This is a genomic window from Ruegeria sp. H3, assembly GCF_056533095.1.
The window spans coordinates 34,663-50,616 of sequence record NZ_JBQFOD010000009.1 but is presented as its reverse complement, the minus strand read 5'-3'; the positions used below and the strand labels follow the sequence as shown (position 1 = coordinate 50,616).

The 15,954-nt window shown below is 57.1% G+C and carries 16 protein-coding genes; 5 read left to right on the top strand and 11 right to left on the bottom strand.

What is annotated here, in order from left to right:
- The first annotated feature begins 278 nt into the window (after positions 1-278).
- Positions 279-1,298, top strand: a complete 1,020-nt coding sequence (locus ACR0JE_RS11955) for a CAP domain-containing protein (protein ID WP_480864316.1) — start codon at positions 279-281, stop codon at positions 1,296-1,298.
- Between the two features lie 66 nt (positions 1,299-1,364).
- Here the strand turns inward: ACR0JE_RS11955 and ppk2 are convergent, their stop codons facing one another.
- A complete protein-coding gene (gene ppk2 / locus ACR0JE_RS11950) occupies positions 1,365-2,300 on the bottom strand; it encodes a polyphosphate kinase 2 (protein ID WP_353013533.1) in 936 nt (311 codons plus the stop codon).
- A 226-nt stretch (positions 2,301-2,526) separates the two neighbouring features.
- Between ppk2 and ACR0JE_RS11945 the strand changes: the two genes are divergently transcribed.
- Complete coding sequence (locus tag ACR0JE_RS11945) at positions 2,527-3,366, top strand: CPBP family intramembrane glutamic endopeptidase (protein WP_480864315.1); 840 nt, start codon at positions 2,527-2,529, stop codon at positions 3,364-3,366.
- Here the strand turns inward: ACR0JE_RS11945 and ACR0JE_RS11940 are convergent, their stop codons facing one another.
- Positions 3,367-3,825, bottom strand: a complete 459-nt coding sequence (locus tag ACR0JE_RS11940; RefSeq protein WP_480544424.1) for an Lrp/AsnC family transcriptional regulator — start codon at positions 3,823-3,825, stop codon at positions 3,367-3,369.
- A gap of 138 nt (positions 3,826-3,963) precedes the next feature.
- On the opposite strand from ACR0JE_RS11940, the gene ald reads away from it, so the two are divergent.
- Positions 3,964-5,082, top strand: coding sequence for an alanine dehydrogenase (ald, locus tag ACR0JE_RS11935; protein WP_480864314.1), 1,119 nt, complete (start codon positions 3,964-3,966; stop codon positions 5,080-5,082).
- 188 nt (positions 5,083-5,270) lie between these two features.
- Here the strand turns inward: ald and ACR0JE_RS11930 are convergent, their stop codons facing one another.
- Entirely contained in the window at positions 5,271-6,080 is an 810-nt protein-coding gene (locus ACR0JE_RS11930) for a mechanosensitive ion channel family protein (RefSeq protein ID WP_480544496.1), read from the bottom strand.
- Between the two features lie 96 nt (positions 6,081-6,176).
- Positions 6,177-6,605, bottom strand: a complete 429-nt coding sequence (gene mscL, locus ACR0JE_RS11925; protein WP_480864313.1) for a large conductance mechanosensitive channel protein MscL — start codon at positions 6,603-6,605, stop codon at positions 6,177-6,179.
- Between the two features lie 146 nt (positions 6,606-6,751).
- Here mscL and ACR0JE_RS11920 point away from each other — a divergent pair, with 146 nt between their 5' ends.
- Positions 6,752-7,450 carry a glutathione S-transferase family protein gene (locus ACR0JE_RS11920; RefSeq protein WP_480548443.1) on the top strand — a complete coding sequence of 233 codons (699 nt, stop codon included), beginning with the start codon at positions 6,752-6,754 and terminating at the stop codon, positions 7,448-7,450.
- A gap of 63 nt (positions 7,451-7,513) precedes the next feature.
- On the opposite strand, the gene ACR0JE_RS11915 is transcribed toward ACR0JE_RS11920, so the two are convergent.
- Both ACR0JE_RS11915 and ACR0JE_RS11910 read right to left on the bottom strand, forming a co-directional pair.
- Positions 7,514-7,963, bottom strand: a complete 450-nt coding sequence (locus tag ACR0JE_RS11915; RefSeq protein WP_353013522.1) for a YtoQ family protein — start codon at positions 7,961-7,963, stop codon at positions 7,514-7,516.
- An 85-nt stretch (positions 7,964-8,048) separates the two neighbouring features.
- On the bottom strand, positions 8,049-8,684 hold the full coding sequence (locus ACR0JE_RS11910; RefSeq protein WP_480544428.1) for a class I SAM-dependent methyltransferase: 636 nt from the start codon (positions 8,682-8,684) through the stop codon (positions 8,049-8,051).
- Between the two features lie 84 nt (positions 8,685-8,768).
- Here ACR0JE_RS11910 and ACR0JE_RS11905 point away from each other — a divergent pair, with 84 nt between their 5' ends.
- Positions 8,769-9,653: a LysR family transcriptional regulator gene (locus ACR0JE_RS11905; RefSeq protein WP_480864312.1), complete on the top strand. Its 885-nt coding sequence runs from the start codon at positions 8,769-8,771 to the stop codon at positions 9,651-9,653.
- A gap of 45 nt (positions 9,654-9,698) precedes the next feature.
- Here ACR0JE_RS11905 and pheT read toward each other — a convergent pair whose 3' ends face one another.
- The 5 genes from pheT to ACR0JE_RS11880 all read right to left on the bottom strand — a co-directional run bounded on the left by pheT (position 9,699) and on the right by ACR0JE_RS11880 (position 15,881).
- A complete protein-coding gene (gene pheT, locus ACR0JE_RS11900; RefSeq protein WP_480864311.1) occupies positions 9,699-12,095 on the bottom strand; it encodes a phenylalanine--tRNA ligase subunit beta in 2,397 nt (798 codons plus the stop codon).
- Between the two features lie 78 nt (positions 12,096-12,173).
- Complete coding sequence (locus tag ACR0JE_RS11895; protein ID WP_480864310.1) at positions 12,174-12,977, bottom strand: CE1 family esterase; 804 nt, start codon at positions 12,975-12,977, stop codon at positions 12,174-12,176.
- Positions 12,978-13,220: 243 nt separating this feature from the next.
- Positions 13,221-13,655 (bottom strand): hypothetical protein, encoded by a 435-nt coding sequence (locus tag ACR0JE_RS11890; RefSeq protein WP_480864309.1) that lies wholly within the window; start codon positions 13,653-13,655, stop codon positions 13,221-13,223.
- A complete protein-coding gene (gene pheS / locus ACR0JE_RS11885) occupies positions 13,652-14,725 on the bottom strand; it encodes a phenylalanine--tRNA ligase subunit alpha (protein WP_480864308.1) in 1,074 nt (357 codons plus the stop codon). The genes ACR0JE_RS11890 and pheS overlap by 4 nt, the downstream gene beginning before the upstream one ends.
- A gap of 85 nt (positions 14,726-14,810) precedes the next feature.
- The gene (locus tag ACR0JE_RS11880) at positions 14,811-15,881 is read right to left on the bottom strand and encodes a Hint domain-containing protein (RefSeq protein WP_480548432.1); all 1,071 of its coding nucleotides are present in this window, start codon (positions 15,879-15,881) and stop codon (positions 14,811-14,813) included.
- Between the last annotated feature and the right edge of the window lie 73 nt (positions 15,882-15,954).

Sequence of the window (15,954 nt, the reverse complement as noted above, 5' to 3'; positions counted from 1 at the left end):
TGGATGACACTATTTGACGACCCCCGAGGCCCCGCCCGGGGGTTTGTCGTTTCTAAGACCGGTTTGATCTTGCCGACTCGTGCGTGATGCTGTGCGGCAAGCTGCCATTTCGGCCCCGGCAGAATTTTGCCCGGCATTTTGCAGCGCAGCGAATCCCGCATCGGTAGCACTGCGATGCTCAAATTCTCCTGACAGGTCAGCCCACCTATCCGTCACAGGAAAGGTCTTTGTATCAGCCTCTCGTCTACTCAGACACCAAATCAATAACGGAGGCTACTATGTCGACTGCAAGCACAATCGAGCGCGAAATGCTCGCACTTATCAATGAAGAGCGAACATCCCGCGGGCTGAACCCACTGCAATTGGAAACCAACCTGAACGAATCTTCTGAAGATCACAGCACCTGGATGCTGGACCGCGATATTTTCAGCCATACAGGCGCAGGCGGGTCCAGCGCAACGCAACGGATGCAGGCTGCGGGGTTTGATCTATCGGGCAGCTGGCGCACGGGCGAAAACATCGCCTGGCAATCTGAGCGCGGCGCGCCGGGCATCAGCGACGACGTCGCTCAGCTGCATCAGAACCTGATGAACAGCCCGGGCCACCGCGCCAATATCCTGAATCCGAACTTCGACTATATCGGGATCGGGATCGAAACAGGCGATATGCAGGGTTTTGATGCCGTGATGGTCACGCAGAACTTTGGTGCAACCGGTGGTACGGTGGACCTGGATACAGGCACCACCCCAACCCCTACGCCGATGCCCGAAGAGCCCGAAACACCGGAAGAGCCTGAGACACCCGAAGAACCTCAGACGCCGGAAGTTCCAGAAGAACCAGAGACACCAACTGAACCTGGAACTCCGGAAGAACCGGAAACGCCTGCGGAGCCGGAAGCGCCAGAGGAACCAGAGACTCCCATGGAACCCGAAACGCCAGAGGAACCCGAAGAACCTGTGGAACCTGAGACTCCGGAAGAACCAGAGGCGCCTGAAGAGCCAGAAACGCCTGAACCAACGGCTGAGAATGGTTTTGATATCGAAGCCTTTGTTGCGGCGCTGGAAGAATTCCTGAACGAAGTGCTGGCACTGGTCGATGATTTCGACTGGATCGACATCGAACTACCCGTCGCGCAACCCGGCGGTGATGTACCAATGGATGACGGTCTGATCCTGATCTCGGAAGCAGGCGATGGTGGAACGCCGCCGACAGAAGAACCCGTCGCGGGCTTCACCGACGATGATGACATGCTGATCTTCACCCCAATGGGTGGCGAATGCATGATGGACGTCGCCTAGCGGCTGGCACTTGGGCAGGGCGCGCGACATCGCGCCCTGCTTTTTGGGGCCAGAGACCCGTTCCGCCTAGTAGATTTTCGGAACGTACAGCTCGTCGGGTAGAATGCGACGTTCGTAATCAGGGTTATACCTACGATCAGGTAGATCGACCCGCTCCTGCGGCACGTCTGTATAGGGGATCTTGGTCAGCAGATGCTCGATACAGTTCAGGCGTTCGCGCTTTTTGTCATTGCCCTCGACAATGTACCACGGCGCCTCAGAGATATTCGTCCGAAACAACATGTCCTCTTTGGCCTTGGTGTAGGATTCCCAGCGAATACGGGATTCCAGATCCATCGGAGACAGTTTCCACTGTTTCATCGGATCGTGAATCCGCATGAGGAATCGCAACTGTTGTTCTTCATCGGTGATCGAGAACCAGTATTTCAGCAAGATGATCCCGGACCGAACCAACATCCGTTCAAATTCGGGAACGTCCTGAAAGAACTGTTCGACCTGATCCTCGGTCGCAAAGCCCATGACGCGTTCAACCCCTGCCCGGTTGTACCAGGACCGGTCGAAGAACACGATTTCACCCGCCGCAGGCAAATGCGGGACATAGCGCTGGAAATACCACTGGCTCTGTTCCCGGCGGCTGGGTGCAGGCAGCGCCACCACACGCGCGACCCGAGGGTTCAAGCGTTGGGTGATCCGTTTGATCACGCCCCCCTTGCCCGCACTGTCGCGACCTTCGAACAGGATGCACACTTTGGCCCCGGTATGCTGCACCCAATCCTGAACCTTGATCAGCTCGGCCTGCAGGCGCAGCAGGTTGCGGAAATAGACCTTGCGATCCAGCATGTCGGGATGCTGATCCTTGTAGATCTTGCGCACTTCCATCGACAGCATGGGTTCGCTGAACTCGATCTCAAAGTCTTCGTCCAGCGTGTCTTCCAGCTCGGCCTCTAGCCAGTCTTTGGGAGAGTCATTGTTTTCATACGCCAAAGTCTGTTCCTTCTTCATTCACCGGGTGCGGACAGTAATGCGCCTGTGTAACCGCCTGATGTCATCGGATAAGTTGATCTTACTACAGGCGCCGATGAGGTGACCGCTGCTAAGTAAAGACATTACGTGTAATTCTGAACCGCTCGCGCGGGGGATACAACCGTAAGAATTGCCGCAACTGGAAAGGCTTGCACCAGGGAAAGCTGCGCGCCATGACTAAGCCAGTCGAACTGTCGAGGCCACCGTGGCGTATGTGCTGACCCTTCTTCCGATGATCTGGCCCTGGCTGATACTGATCGCGGCCCAGATTACCGCGCTGAGCGGACGGATGGGCGTGGCATTGGCGCTGCTGGTTCTGTTCATCAGCGTCAGCTCAGTTGCCAATCTGATCACGCCATGGGCGATTGCAGTGATTGCGATCGGGTTGCTAGGGGCCGCGACCCTGCCACGCCTGAGCGGCGCGATGGCAGTTGCCGGGCATACGCTTCTAATCCTGTGGTGTTTCACCTTGGGCGCGCATCTGGTTCCTGGATTCAACAATCTGCTTGTTTTGGATCAGGTCCATGCCGGTGAAAACAGCGCCGCGTTTACAATGTATCTGAACCTCGACAAACCAATGGTATTCTTTACGGTCCTATTGGCTTGGCCCAGCATGCTGTTTGCGCGTCAGAAAACCAATGCCACGTGGCTCGTCATCGGGCTTGCCCTACTGCCACTGATCTTTCTTGCAGCTGTTTCAATCGGGGCGCTGCGGCCAGAAGTTAAACTTCCCCCTTGGTGGTTGGTTTTTGCAGTTTCAAACTTGTTTCTGACCTGTTTCGCGGAAGAGGCCTTTTTTCGCGGCTACCTACAATCTCTGTTCAGTTCGAAACTTGATCCTATTGGTGGCGTTGTCGCAGCCAGCCTGTTGTTCGGTTTGGCGCATTTCGGCGGTGGTCCAGCACTCGTGATCTTTGCCACGGTGCTGGGCTTGGGTCTGGGGCTGGCCTATGCCGCGACCGGGCGGCTTTGGGTGCCGATTGCGATGCACTTTGCCTTCAACTTTGTCCACCTCGCCTATTTCACCTATCCTGTGCCGGCCTGATCAGACCGGCAAGGCCGTGGTCTTGAACACCGTCCGCAAGGCAAACGAGCTTTGCATCTGCGCCACGCCCGGCAGGCGCGAGAGATATTGGCGGTGAATGCGGGCGAAATCTTCGGTGTTTTCGGCCACGACTTTCAGAAGGTAATCTGCCGTCCCCGCCATCAGGTGGCATTCCAACACATCCGGAATGCGGGCCACCGCCTTTTCGAATGCATCCAGAACCTCTTCGGCTTGACCTTGCAAGGTGATCTCAACAAACACGGTTGTGGGAACATTCATCTTCCGCGCGTCCAGCAAGGCCACGTAGTTTCGTATATAGCCCTCCAACTCTAGCCGTTGGACCCGGCGATGGCAGGCCGAGGGTGAAAGGTTCACCTTTTCGGACAGGTCCGCATTCGAAACCCGACCATTCTTTTGCAGGGCGGCCAGAATCTTACGATCAGTCGTATCCAAGCTCATTTGCGCATATCCATTGCGTTGATTCAGTATCTTTCGCTGGATTCTTTCAAAAGAAAGCCCAATAGCAGGCATTGTTTCACAGAAATTGCGCCACGTAATGCACATAATTTAGGCAGCTTATGAACGGAGGAGGGTCACATGAAAATCGGGTGCCCAAAAGAAATAAAACCACAGGAATTCCGCGTTGGCATGACACCGAATGCAGCTCAGGAAGCGGTCTCACGTGGGCATGAGGTGCTTATCGAAACCAGTGCTGGGATCGGCGCGGGGTTCGACAACGACGCCTATATCGCAGCTGGCGCGCGCATTCTGGACACAGCAGAAGAGGTGTTCGCCACCGCCGACATGATCGTGAAGGTCAAAGAACCCCAGGCCGGAGAGCGCAAGATGCTGCGCGAAGGTCAGTTGCTGTTCACCTACCTGCATCTGGCCCCCGACCCGGCTCAGACCCATGACCTGCTGGAATCGGGCTGTACGGCCATTGCCTATGAAACCGTAACCGATGCCAATGGTGGCCTGCCTCTGCTCGCCCCGATGTCCGAAGTTGCCGGGCGCCTGGCCCCTCAGGTCGGGTCATGGACCTTGCAAAAGGCCAATGGCGGGCGCGGTGTGCTGATGGGTGGCGTGCCTGGGGTTGGCCCGGCCAAGGTCGTCGTGATCGGCGGTGGCGTGGTTGGCACCCATGCGGCGAAGATCGCCGCTGGCATGGGAGCAGATGTAACCGTTCTGGATCGGTCCCTGCCTCGCCTGCGCTATCTGGACGATGTGTTTGGCGGCCAGTTCAAGAACCAGTATTCAACGGCCGGTGCAACTGCCGAGTTGATCCGCGATGCCGATATGGTCATCGGCGCGGTTCTGATCCCCGGCGCAGCAGCCCCCAAGCTGGTCTCACGCGCGCAGCTGTCGACAATGAAACCCGGTGCGGTGCTGGTGGATGTGGCCATCGATCAGGGCGGTTGTTTCGAAACCTCTCGCGCGACCACCCATGCCGATCCGATCTATGAGGTCGATGGGGTAATGCACTACTGCGTGGCCAACATGCCGGGCGCTGTAGCGCGCACCTCGACTATTGCACTGGGCAACGCAACAATGCCGTTCATGTTGTCATTGGCAGATAAAGGCTGGAAACAGGCCTGTCAGGATGATCCGCATCTGCTGGCGGGACTGAACGTCCATGCCGGACAACTGACCTACTACGCAGTTGGCAAGGCGCTTGGCATCGACGTCGTCTCGCCCAACGTGGTGATAAAGGCGTAATCCTCCCGCCCCTGAAAGCGCCTTCTGAAAAAGTCGCTTTAAAAGGTTGGGCGTAGCACCGCGCCCGTGGTGCGGCGCGGGTACACTAAAATAAACCGTCGCAGAACGAAGCAGCGCCGCACGATAGTGCGGCGCCGGGCCCAACCGGAGAAGGGCATTTTGAATGCCCGATCGACGGGCGGGAGCCTTTAGCCCTGCTTTTGAATTTCCACCGAATGCGGATAAGGAATCGAGACACCCTTGGCGTCGAAGGCTTCCTTGATGGTCTTGGTCAGCTCGAATTTCACATCCCAGTAGTCCGCCGCAGCACACCACAAACGCGCAGTTAGATCGACCGAGCTGTCACCCAGATTTGTGACCCTCACCCAAGGCTCTGGATCCTTGTGGATGCGCGCATCCGCATTGGCGACATCCAAAATGATCTTCATGGCCTCATCCGCGCTGTCGCCGTAGTCAATTCCGAACACCAGATCGACACGCCGCGTTTCATGTGCGGAATAGTTGGTGATAACCGACCCCCAAGCCTGCCCGTTCGGGACTATGATCTGTACGTTGTCTGGCGTCACCAGCTCAGTGGTGAACAGGTTCAGGTCTTTGACCGTTCCTGCCGTTCCGCCGATATCCACATACTGACCCAGCTTATAGGGGCGGAACACAACCAGCATCACGCCCGCCGCCAGATCGCTTAGCGTCCCTTGCAGCGCAAGACCAATCGCCAGCGAGGCGGCACCCAGAATGGCAACGATACTTGTGGCTTCGATCCCGAAGATCCCCAGAACGGCCACGAGGACGATCGCCAAGATCACCCATTTGACAACGCTGGCGGCAAAATTGCCAAGCGTGGGATCGATCTGAGGCGTTTTGTTGATGCGACGCCGCACTACGCCCGACACCATCCCGGCCACGATCCAACCGATGATCAGGACAATCAACGCCTTACCCGCACTCAACAGGATCGGCAAATAGCCACTCGCTAAATCCACAGCTTGATTTGCCATATCGACTGTCTGATCCATGTCAGGTTTCCTTCTCGATCAAATTAGAAGGGGCACCGACAACGATGCGGAGCCCCGTATGCTTGCCAACTTCCGGATTTACTTCTTCAAAGCGTCCCGGATTTCCATGAGGATATCCAGCTCGCTTGGACCAGCTGGGGCCTCCTCAACAGCTTCCTCTTCTTTGGCAGCCGCATCCTTAACGCGGTTCACGGACCGTACCAGCATGAAGACAACCCATGCGATGATCAGGAAGTTGATGATCGCCATGATAAACGCGCCATAAGCAAACACCGAAGCGCCTGTTTCACGCGCCGCTTCAAGGCTCGCTCCTTCGGCAACGTCACCTGCAAGAACGGCGTAGTTATTTGTGAAGTCAATTCCACCCGTGAACAGACCAATCAGTGGATTGATCAGGTCTCCGACCAATGATGTCACGATTGCAGTAAATGCGGCACCGATAATAATACCCACAGCCATGTCCATGACATTGCCCTTGGCAATGAACGTTTTGAATTCCTGGATCATGTGTTCCCTCTTTCCTGTTGTAAGCGTTTTTTCGCCCCTGTTCGCGCATAGGCGCAGGGTAATTGTGCGCTAATTGCACCCAAAAACATATTTTTTTATGGGAAAGCGTGCCTATTTTTCCCCAATCAGATCATTCAGGAGAGCCCATGTCCGCTTTAGCCCCCTTCGCCGTGACCCAAAAATGGCCCGCCAAAGATCCATCGGTCATTCAGCTCTATTCCTTCCCAACCCCTAATGGGGTCAAAGCATCGATCATGTTGGAAGAAACCGGTCTTCCTTATGAGGCACATAAGGTCACACTGGCCGATGCCGACGTCAAAAGCCCCGAGTTTCTGTCACTGAACCCCAACAACAAGATTCCGGCGATCATTGATCCCAACGGTCCGGATGGTGAACCTATCGGCCTGTTCGAAAGCGGCGCGATCCTGCTGTATCTGGCCGAAAAGACCGGCAAGTTCATCGGGCAGAGTGCATCCGACAAACACCATATTACCCAATGGCTGATGTTTCAGATGGGTGGCATTGGGCCGATGTTTGGCCAGCTTGGTTTTTTCCACAAGTTCGCAGGCCGCGAGATCGAAGACCCTCGTCCCCGTGAACGCTATGTGGCCGAGGCCAAACGCCTGCTGAACGTCCTGAACACGCAGCTTGAAGGTCAGGATTGGGTTGCCGGAGACTACTCGATCGCTGACATGGCCATCGCCCCCTGGCTGCGCGGATTGGACTTCTACGAAGCGAAGGATTTGGTCGACTGGGACGATCACGCCAATGTCGTGGCCTATCTGGATCGTTTCCTTGAACGGCCTGCGGTTCAAAAAGGCTTGGTGACACCCGCGCGAGACTAGGGCCCACCGTACCCGTTGCCGATATCGGGCTTGCGGCCAAGAACCGGTCACAAGCCCATCTTCTTAGCCAGGCAGCTTACCGGTCAGCACATAGCGCAGAACTTCGACCACCTGAGCGGGTTCCTCAGCTACAGCAAGTGCGGCGGCGTCGACCTCTTTCAGCGCGTGCTGATGATCCGGCCCGTGCAGCACGATCAACGATTTGCCCAATGCAGCTGCGTATCCGGCGTCAAACGCTGCATTCCACTGTTTGTATTTGTCGCCAAATCGCACAACCACTACATCGGCGTCAGCGATACCCTTACGTGTGCGGATCGCGTTGACCATCGCACCCTTATGGTCATGCCAATACTTGTTCGGCTCAGCACCCAGAATGGCAACGCCGCAATCGTCACTGGCGGCATGATCGGTGACCGGGCTGTTGAATGAAACATCCAGCCCCTGTGCACCATCGATGATTTGTTCGCGCCAATCGGTGTGAATTTCCCCAGATAGATAGACGTTCAGGCCCATGGTTTCCTCCAAAACAGTTTGGACCCTACTTAAGCGGCAATCACGCAAAGCCCAATGCGTAAGCCGAAGAAACCGCCCAGGATTGCTATTTCTTTTGCGCCACCAGATACCGAGACGGGGGCTTTGCCGGATAGTTCCCGCTTTCGACAATTTCAAAGCCAGCATCTGTGATCGCAGCTTCAAGCGTTTTTACGTCGAACAGGTTCACATAGGGCGCTTTGCCAAACAGCTGCATCACAGGCAGCATGAGTTTCATCAGTCCGAATTTAAAACCCAAACTTCCCTCGGTAAGGCAAGGTGTTTTGGATATGAACAACCCGCCCGAGGGCAGACGTTCATAGATGTCCGCAAAGGCCTTTTCAATATCCGGCACAAGATGAAACACGTTGAAGCCAAGAATGACATCAAAGGACTGTTCATCGTCTGGCAAGGTGATGTCGATAGGCGTGAACGAGATATTGTCGACCCCTTCTTTTTTCGCCTTATCCCGGCCAATATCCAGCATCGCGTCAGAGAAATCGCTGGCCGTGATATGCGCGACTGACGATGCAAGCAGCAGCGCGGTTGAGCCGGTTCCGCAGCCAAGCTCAAGAACGTTGTGCTGTTGGGTCAGATAGGACCGGGTCCGTCCCAGAGTGTATTCATACGACTCCATGTCACGGATTGGGCTACGCGCGTATTTCGCCGCAATGCCATCCCAAAACTTTGCACCAGTCTTCATGGTAAATCTCCTTTGCGGCCTATCTACTCATGCGGATATTGAATAGGAATTGCGGAAGATCGCAGAGCACTTATACATATTTGTATGGCCAGTATCGATGAATTTGATTGGAATCACATGCGCGCCTTTCTGGCGACCGCGGATAGCGGATCGCTTTCAGCAGCGGCAAGGCATCTGGGACAGAGTCAACCAACCCTTAGCCGCCAGATCGCTGCGCTTGAGGCCGATTTGGGCGTTTTGCTGTTCGAGCGCGTGGGCCGCGCGTTAGAAATTACGCAAGCTGGTTTGGAGATCCTGGAACACGCCCGCGCTATGGGCGAAGCTGCCAATCGGATCGCCTTGACGGCATCTGGTCAAGCGCAATCGATCGAGGGGCGTGTTCGGATCACCGCGAGCGATGTCATGTCAGCGCACATTCTGCCGGATTTGCTACGCGAGGTTCAGGCACAAGCTCCACGTCTGCGCATAGAAGTGATCGCTTCGAACGATGTGAGCGACCTGATGCGGCGCGAAGCCGATATCGCAATCCGCCATGTGCGACCTGAACAACCAGATCTTATCGCCAAACTGGTGCAGCAAGCGCCCGGCCACTTTTATGCGTCTTCCGCGTATTTGAACCGCATGGGGCACCCTGAATCCAAAAGCGATTTGCCCAACCACGACTTCATTAGCTTCGGCGACGCCCATCAGATGATCGCTTATCTGGCGCCACTTGGCATTCACCTGACGGAAGATAATTTCAGGCTCGGTTCACAAAATGGCGTTGTTGCTTGGGAATATGCCAAACATGGCTTCGGCATCGCCCCCATGTCGCAGAATGTTGGGGATGCGGCTACGGAGATGGAGCGGGTTCTGCCAGATATGGACCCCTTTGAATTTCCAATCTGGTTGGTCGCGCATCGCGAGCTGCACACCAGTCGGCGCATCCGGTTGGTCTTTGATGTGCTGACCAAGTTCTTCTCAAACTGAAAAGCGCGCCAAAAGGCGCGCTCTGCAAAGTGTATATTGCTGCGACTACCCGCGTAGGACACCGCCCGTCGCTTTGGAAACCTTGGCGATGATCTTCTCGGCCACCGCCTCGATATCTTTTTCTTTAAGCGTCGCATCGGTTGGTTGCAGGCGCACGGTGATGGCCAGGGATTTCTTGCCTTCACCCAGGCTGCCCCCGATAAATTCATCAAAGACGCGCACATCCTCGATCAACGCTTTGTCGGCTCCCGCAGCGGCGTTGACCAGCGTCAGCGCCTCGACACCTTCATCGACGACAAAGGCAAAGTCACGCTCGACCGCCTGCAAATCACGCAGCTCCAAAGCCGCGCGGGTCGCGCCGGATTTACGGGGCAGAGGCACCTGATCCGGCCAAATGGTAAAGGCCATCGCCGGGCCCTTGATATCCATCGACTGCAGGATGCGTGGATGCAATTCACCAAACACGCCCAGCACCTTTTTCGGACCTAGGCAAATCTTTCCATGACGGCCCGGATGCCACCAAGCATCTCCATCACGCAGGATCTGAACCTTAGCGGGCGCGCCGATGGCTGCCAGAACAGCCTCAGCATCCGCTTTGACATCAAACAGATCAACCGGGCGGGACGCGCCATGTACGTCCTTTGGGGCCGAACGGCCAACCAAAAGGCCGGTGATCTGCGTTTGCTGTTCCCCCGGCTCTCCGTCATGGAACACCGGACCAACCTCAAACAGGGCCACATCCGTATAGCCGCGCGCCTGATTGCGGGCCGCGGCCTGAAGCAATCCGGGCAGTAGATCCGGGCGCATGTGGCTCATCTCGGACGAGATGGGGTTCTCAAGCTGGGTCGCCGCATCCCCGCCTCCGAACAAAGCCGCTGCATCCTGATCAATGAAAGTGTAGGTAACACATTCATTGTAACCCAGTGCAGCGCAGGTGCGCCGCGCCATCGATTGGCGGCGCTGTGTCGGGGTCATCACCGGCTTCGGGATGCCATCGGTCACGCGTGGCAATGGTTTGCCCTGCAACTTGGTCAGCGAAGCAATCCGCGCGACCTCTTCCACCAGGTCAGCCTCACCCATGACATCAGGGCGCCAGCTGGGCACATGGGCCATTTCACCTTCGAGGCGGAAGCCCAGGCGCGTCAGGGTCTGGCGCTGATCGCTTTCAGGAATATCCATGCCAACCAGAGACTGCACACGTTCCGAATCCAGCTTGTAGGCACGCGCATGGTTCGGCGCTTTGCCAGCCTCAACCACCTTGGACGCTTCGCCACCACAGATATCCAGGATCATCTGGGTCGCATGTTCCAGCCCTTCAAGCGTGTATTCCGGATCAACGCCGCGTTCGAACCGATACCGTGCATCCGAGTTAATCTTGAGCGCACGACCCGTCAGGGCAATCTGCACATGATCCCAAAATGCGCTTTCGAGGAAGACATTCACTGTCTCCTCAGTACAGCCAGTCTCTTCCCCGCCCATGATGCCAGCAATCGATTCCGGGCCATTGTCGTCCGAGATTACCATCATGCCAGGTTGCAGCGTGTATTCCTTCTCATCCAGCGCGACCAGTGTCTCGCCCCCCTTGGCGCGGTGAACCCGCAGGTTTCCCTGTACCTTGTCCGCATCGAACACATGCAGCGGGCGGTTGTGGTCGAAGGTCATGTAGTTGGTGATGTCGACCAGGGCCGAGATCGGACGCAGGCCAATCGCCTTCAGTTGATCCTGCAGCCATTGCGGGCTTGGGCCGTTCCTCACACCTTTGATCAGTCGTCCCGTGAAATGCGGCGCACCGTCCAGCGTGTCCTCATCAATGGTCACCTTGATCGGGCTTTCAAAATCACCGGGCACCGGAACGTAGTCGCGTATCTTCAAAGTCCCCAGACCGCGCGCTGCCAGATCACGCGCAATGCCCGCAACGCCCAGCGCATCGGGGCGGTTCGGGGTGATCGCAATCTCGATCATCGGGTCGATCTTCGACGGGTCATTCTCGGCCAGCCAGTCGACAAACGCATCGCCAACCTCGCCCGAGGGCAGCTCGATGATGCCATCATGTTCATCCGACAGCTCCAGCTCGCGTTCCGAGGCCATCATGCCAAAGCTTTCGACGCCGCGGATCTTGCCAACATTGATGGTGATATCCAGACCGGGGATATACATGCCCGGTTTGCAGACCACGACCGTGATGCCTTCGCGCGCATTTGGAGCGCCACAGATGATCTGCAGCTCGCCCTCGTCGGTGTCGACCTTGCAAACGCGCAGCTTGTCAGCGTCGGGATGCTTTTCCGCGTGCTTCACATGGCCCAGCGTAAAGCCCTTCAACCGGTCCGCCGGGTTCACGATCTCTTCGACCTCAAGGCCAAGATCGGTCAGCGCCTCGGCGATCTCATCAACCGACGCATCCGTATCGAGGTGGTCTTTCAACCAGGACAGAGTGAATTTCATTGCAAGCGGCCTTCTTGGGCAAACATCCGTTTGGCACAGGCAATGGCAAAGAATGGGCCGGGGTGCAAGCGCTGCGCGTCATGGATAGGTCGGGGTGCGTCCCAAAAGCTCGTCCAATTGCCGCCCGATCCAACCGTGGGGGATGAAATGCCCGCCGGGATGGGTGTCCAGCACCACCTGCCCCTGCGCGCAATCGGTCCATTCCATGCGGCTAAGCGTCAGGAACGGCTCGACACTCCAATCCCCGCGCGGGGTTGCATCATGGCAATCATAAGCCGCGCGCCACAGGGCCACCGGATAGGTCGTGTCGCCGTTTGCGCCATAGGGAAAATCCATCACTTTATCGCGCAGGCCATGCACATGGCGCGCCTCGACCGGGGCCTCTGGGCAGGTTTCGGTCTGCTGAATTGAACCGGCCACGGCCAGCAAGGCGGCGATGTCATCGCCCGACTGGCACACATAGCGCCACGCCATCGCGCCGCCATAGGAATAGCCCGAGACATAGATGCGGTCGCGGTCAATCGGATAGTGTTTGGCCACATCCTCCAGCACCCGGTCGGCAAAGGGCACGTCCCGCGTATCCGCCGACCAGAAGTTCCAGGTTTTGCCCAACCCGTTGGGGGCGACCAGCAGCACGCCCCGTAGATTGGTCGCCCCGGCAATGCGTTCGTGGTTCACCACCACGGTCCCCTGCCGCGCCCAACCGTGGAAATGCAGAAGCACCGGCAGAGGCGTCTCGCCGTCCCACCCCTCTGGCTCCAGCACGTGGTACGAGCGGTCGCCAACCTGACAGGCGGTATCGCCGTGGCATTCGGTGTTCCACGGCCCCATGGCAAAGGCGGGTGAAGCGGTCAGCAGAAGGAAAAGCAGTCGATAGATCATGGGCCCGACCCTACTCAGCCTGAGCGCTAAGTCACGTCACAACCCTGTGGGAACCTGTAACAAGCCGCGCCATCGCCAGACCGTGGGGTGGCGATCCTTGGTTTGTGGTGGACACTTTATGCTGGCCAAATCCGTGCACCTTTCGAGTGGTGCGCTGGTGGCAGCCAAATCGCCAGCCCGTGCGGGCGGTCTGGCGATGGCGCGGCGGCCTATCGGCCTTTGCTCCGCGCTTTTCAGTGTGAGCTATTCATCCAGCAGTGAACGACCATATGGCGTAACAGTTATCAGTTCTTCATTAGTGATAACTGTCTCACCAAGGTTTTCTTTTCGGATCTCTTTCATCAACTTTGAAAGCAGATCATCAAATTCCTCATGAGTAACCTTGGCTGCAGACGAAATTCGCTGATCAAAAGCAACAAACTTTTTCATGGTCTTGTCTGAAGCCACGACTGCGAACTTCATCTTTGCCATTGCATAGCGCGAAAGAGCATCGTCCTTTCCGGCGCCTCCACGATTGTGCGCATTCGCCAACTCGCAGATTGCTTCGAGCATTTCGATATAGATATCAAAGTGCCGCGCTCTGATTTGTTCGCGGCGGTCAAAGTGCTTTTGAACCAAGTACGCAACAACACCCAGCCAAAAAGTAAGAAACGCTAGGAGCAGCGCCTCTATATTCACCGCGACAAACCACCATGTAGGTTCGGCATATCCAACGCCGCGAACCCGTAGTGCCGCAGCCAGCGCAGGTCGCTATCAAAGAACGCCCGCAGATCAGGGATCCCGTATTTCAACATGGCCAGACGGTCGATCCCGATCCCGAAGGCAAAGCCCTGATAGACCTCGGGGTCGATGTTGCCCGCGGCGATCACCTTGGGGTGGACCATGCCGGAACCCAGAATCTCCATCCAGTCGTCGCCCTCACCGATCTTCAGCTGGCCATTGTCCCAGGAACAGCGGATATCGACCTCGGCCGACGGCTCGGTGAAGGGGAAGTGCGAGGCGCGGAAGCGCAGTTCGACATCGTCGACTTCGAAGAAGGCCTTCACGAACTCTTCCAAAACCCATTTCAGGTTCGCCATCGAGATGTCTTTGTCGATGGCCAACCCTTCAACCTGATGGAACATCGGAGTGTGGGTCTGGTCATAGTCAGCGCGGTAGACACCGCCCGGACAGATCACGCGGATCGGCGCGCCCTGCAGCTCCATCGAGCGGATCTGTACCGGAGACGTATGCGTCCGCAGCACATGCGGCGGGCGATTGTCGCCCTCAGCACGGTGCATGTAGAACGTGTCCATCTCAGCCCGCGCAGGGTGGTGACCGGGGATGTTCAGCGCATCAAAGTTGTGCCAGTCGGTCTCAATCCGCGGCCCTTCAGCCACCGAGAAGCCAAGTTCGGCAAAGATCGCGGTCAGTTCCTCGGTTGCCTGGCTGACCGGGTGGATCGAGCCCTGACGGCGCGCGCGGGTCGGTAGGGTGACATCCAGCCATTCGGTGCGCAGACGCTCGTCCAGTGCCGCATCTGCCAGCGCAGCCTTTTTGGCGGCAAGCGCCGAGTTGATCTCATCCTTCAGGGCATTGAGCGCCGGGCCTGCGACCTGACGTTCCTCGGGTGTCATCTTGCCCAGCTCGCGCATCTTCAACGCGACCTCGCCCTTTTTACCCACGGCAGCGACACGGATCGCCTCAAGCGCGTTTTCGTCGCCCGCCTCGGCGATCTGACCCAGATATTTTGTCTTTAGATCGTCCATGACGCTTCCCGAACTTGGCCCTGATTGCTGTTGAAGACCTGCTATCACAGCAGCCCGCGAAAGCAAGAGGGGGCGCGTGGCGCAATCAGACCGAGCGCAACAATGCCACGGCTTTGCCTTGCCAAACAGGTCGGGTAACCTTGCCGTAAGATGCAGGTGAGCGCCGGAGTTCCGGGAACAAGGTAAACAGTTCTTCGGCAGTTTCCGGTGCCAGCCCAGCCAGACCTTGGCGACCAGGGAAAAAGCTTTCCGAGACAAGACCCGCGGTGCTGAGCAATTGGTGGTGATCAAACAGCAGGTGAACATAGGTGACGCTGTCGCTCGGCGCCTGGATCACGGTGGTTCCGTTGACCAGCGATATGGCGGGCACCAGTATCTCGGCTTCACCGAACATCAGTTCTGCCTGCCAGCCGGATATCAAAATGCGGTGCTGCGGCGAGACCAGCACATCCGTTTTTGCCCCCAGCGTGCCTGCGCAAATCTGGATCGGCGCGAACCGACCACGCCCGGGCACGGTACGCTGGCCAACCCAACGCACCGGTTGCAGGCCATTGTCCAACGTGCTGACAGAGTCGCCCGGTTGCAGCGTTTCGATCCGTCGCGCCCCATCCGATGTATCCACCATCGTCCCGGCGGTGAAGCAGGCGGCGCCGCTGTCCCCGGGGCTTACAGGGGCATAAACCAGCGTATTGGTGTCTGGTCGATTGAACTGCAGCGATGTCGTGGTTTGGTTCGGGCCGACCAGCACGGGCAGATTGACCGAGGTTTCCCCCGCTGCAAGCCCATTCTGAGCAACGATATTCGTCGTGCCGCCACCAATATCGTAAAAGTCGATCACCTCTCCTGTGGCTGTGTTGGTTAGGGCGTACGCTTCGTAGTTTGTCGAGCCGCCACCGTTTGGATCAGTGAGCAGGATCGGGAAGTCATCCGCTGAGATTACATAGACAACCTCATTGTTGTCGGTGTCGACGGTCACTTGCGCCGTTGGAACACTGGTGAGCGGGATTTCAATCCCGACCTGACCATTGGCCTGATAAAAGGACACAGTGAAATTGGCCGGGTCTTCGGAGGCACCAATCGACACTTCCAAAAATTCGCTGACGCCCGAGCTTGCGGCATAGGCGTTGGAATAGTGGAGTTCGCTGATACGGGCCAAACATCACCCTCCGATACAGACACGCGACAATATCCGTCATCCCAGACCGTATTCAATCCGAGAGGAAGACACT

Bases quoted from the DNA above. Each gene is read 5' to 3' on its own strand.
- ACR0JE_RS11940 (WP_480544424.1), bottom strand. From the start codon at position 3,825: ATGAGCTTGGATACGACTGATCGTAAGATTCTGGCCGCCCTGCAAAAG.
- ACR0JE_RS11920 (WP_480548443.1), top strand. From the start codon at position 6,752: ATGTCCGCTTTAGCCCCCTTCGCCGTGACCCAAAAATGGCCCGCCAAA.
- pheS (WP_480864308.1), bottom strand. From the start codon at position 14,725: ATGGACGATCTAAAGACAAAATATCTGGGTCAGATCGCCGAGGCGGGC.
- pheT (WP_480864311.1), bottom strand. From the start codon at position 12,095: ATGAAATTCACTCTGTCCTGGTTGAAAGACCACCTCGATACGGATGCG.
- mscL (WP_480864313.1), bottom strand. From the start codon at position 6,605: ATGATCCAGGAATTCAAAACGTTCATTGCCAAGGGCAATGTCATGGAC.
- ppk2 (WP_353013533.1), bottom strand. From the start codon at position 2,300: ATGAAGAAGGAACAGACTTTGGCGTATGAAAACAATGACTCTCCCAAA.
- ACR0JE_RS11910 (WP_480544428.1), bottom strand. From the start codon at position 8,684: ATGAAGACTGGTGCAAAGTTTTGGGATGGCATTGCGGCGAAATACGCG.
- ACR0JE_RS11905 (WP_480864312.1), top strand. From the start codon at position 8,769: ATGGCCAGTATCGATGAATTTGATTGGAATCACATGCGCGCCTTTCTG.
- ACR0JE_RS11930 (WP_480544496.1), bottom strand. From the start codon at position 6,080: ATGGCAAATCAAGCTGTGGATTTAGCGAGTGGCTATTTGCCGATCCTG.
- ACR0JE_RS11955 (WP_480864316.1), top strand. From the start codon at position 279: ATGTCGACTGCAAGCACAATCGAGCGCGAAATGCTCGCACTTATCAAT.
- ald (WP_480864314.1), top strand. From the start codon at position 3,964: ATGAAAATCGGGTGCCCAAAAGAAATAAAACCACAGGAATTCCGCGTT.
- ACR0JE_RS11895 (WP_480864310.1), bottom strand. From the start codon at position 12,977: ATGATCTATCGACTGCTTTTCCTTCTGCTGACCGCTTCACCCGCCTTT.
- ACR0JE_RS11915 (WP_353013522.1), bottom strand. From the start codon at position 7,963: ATGGGCCTGAACGTCTATCTATCTGGGGAAATTCACACCGATTGGCGC.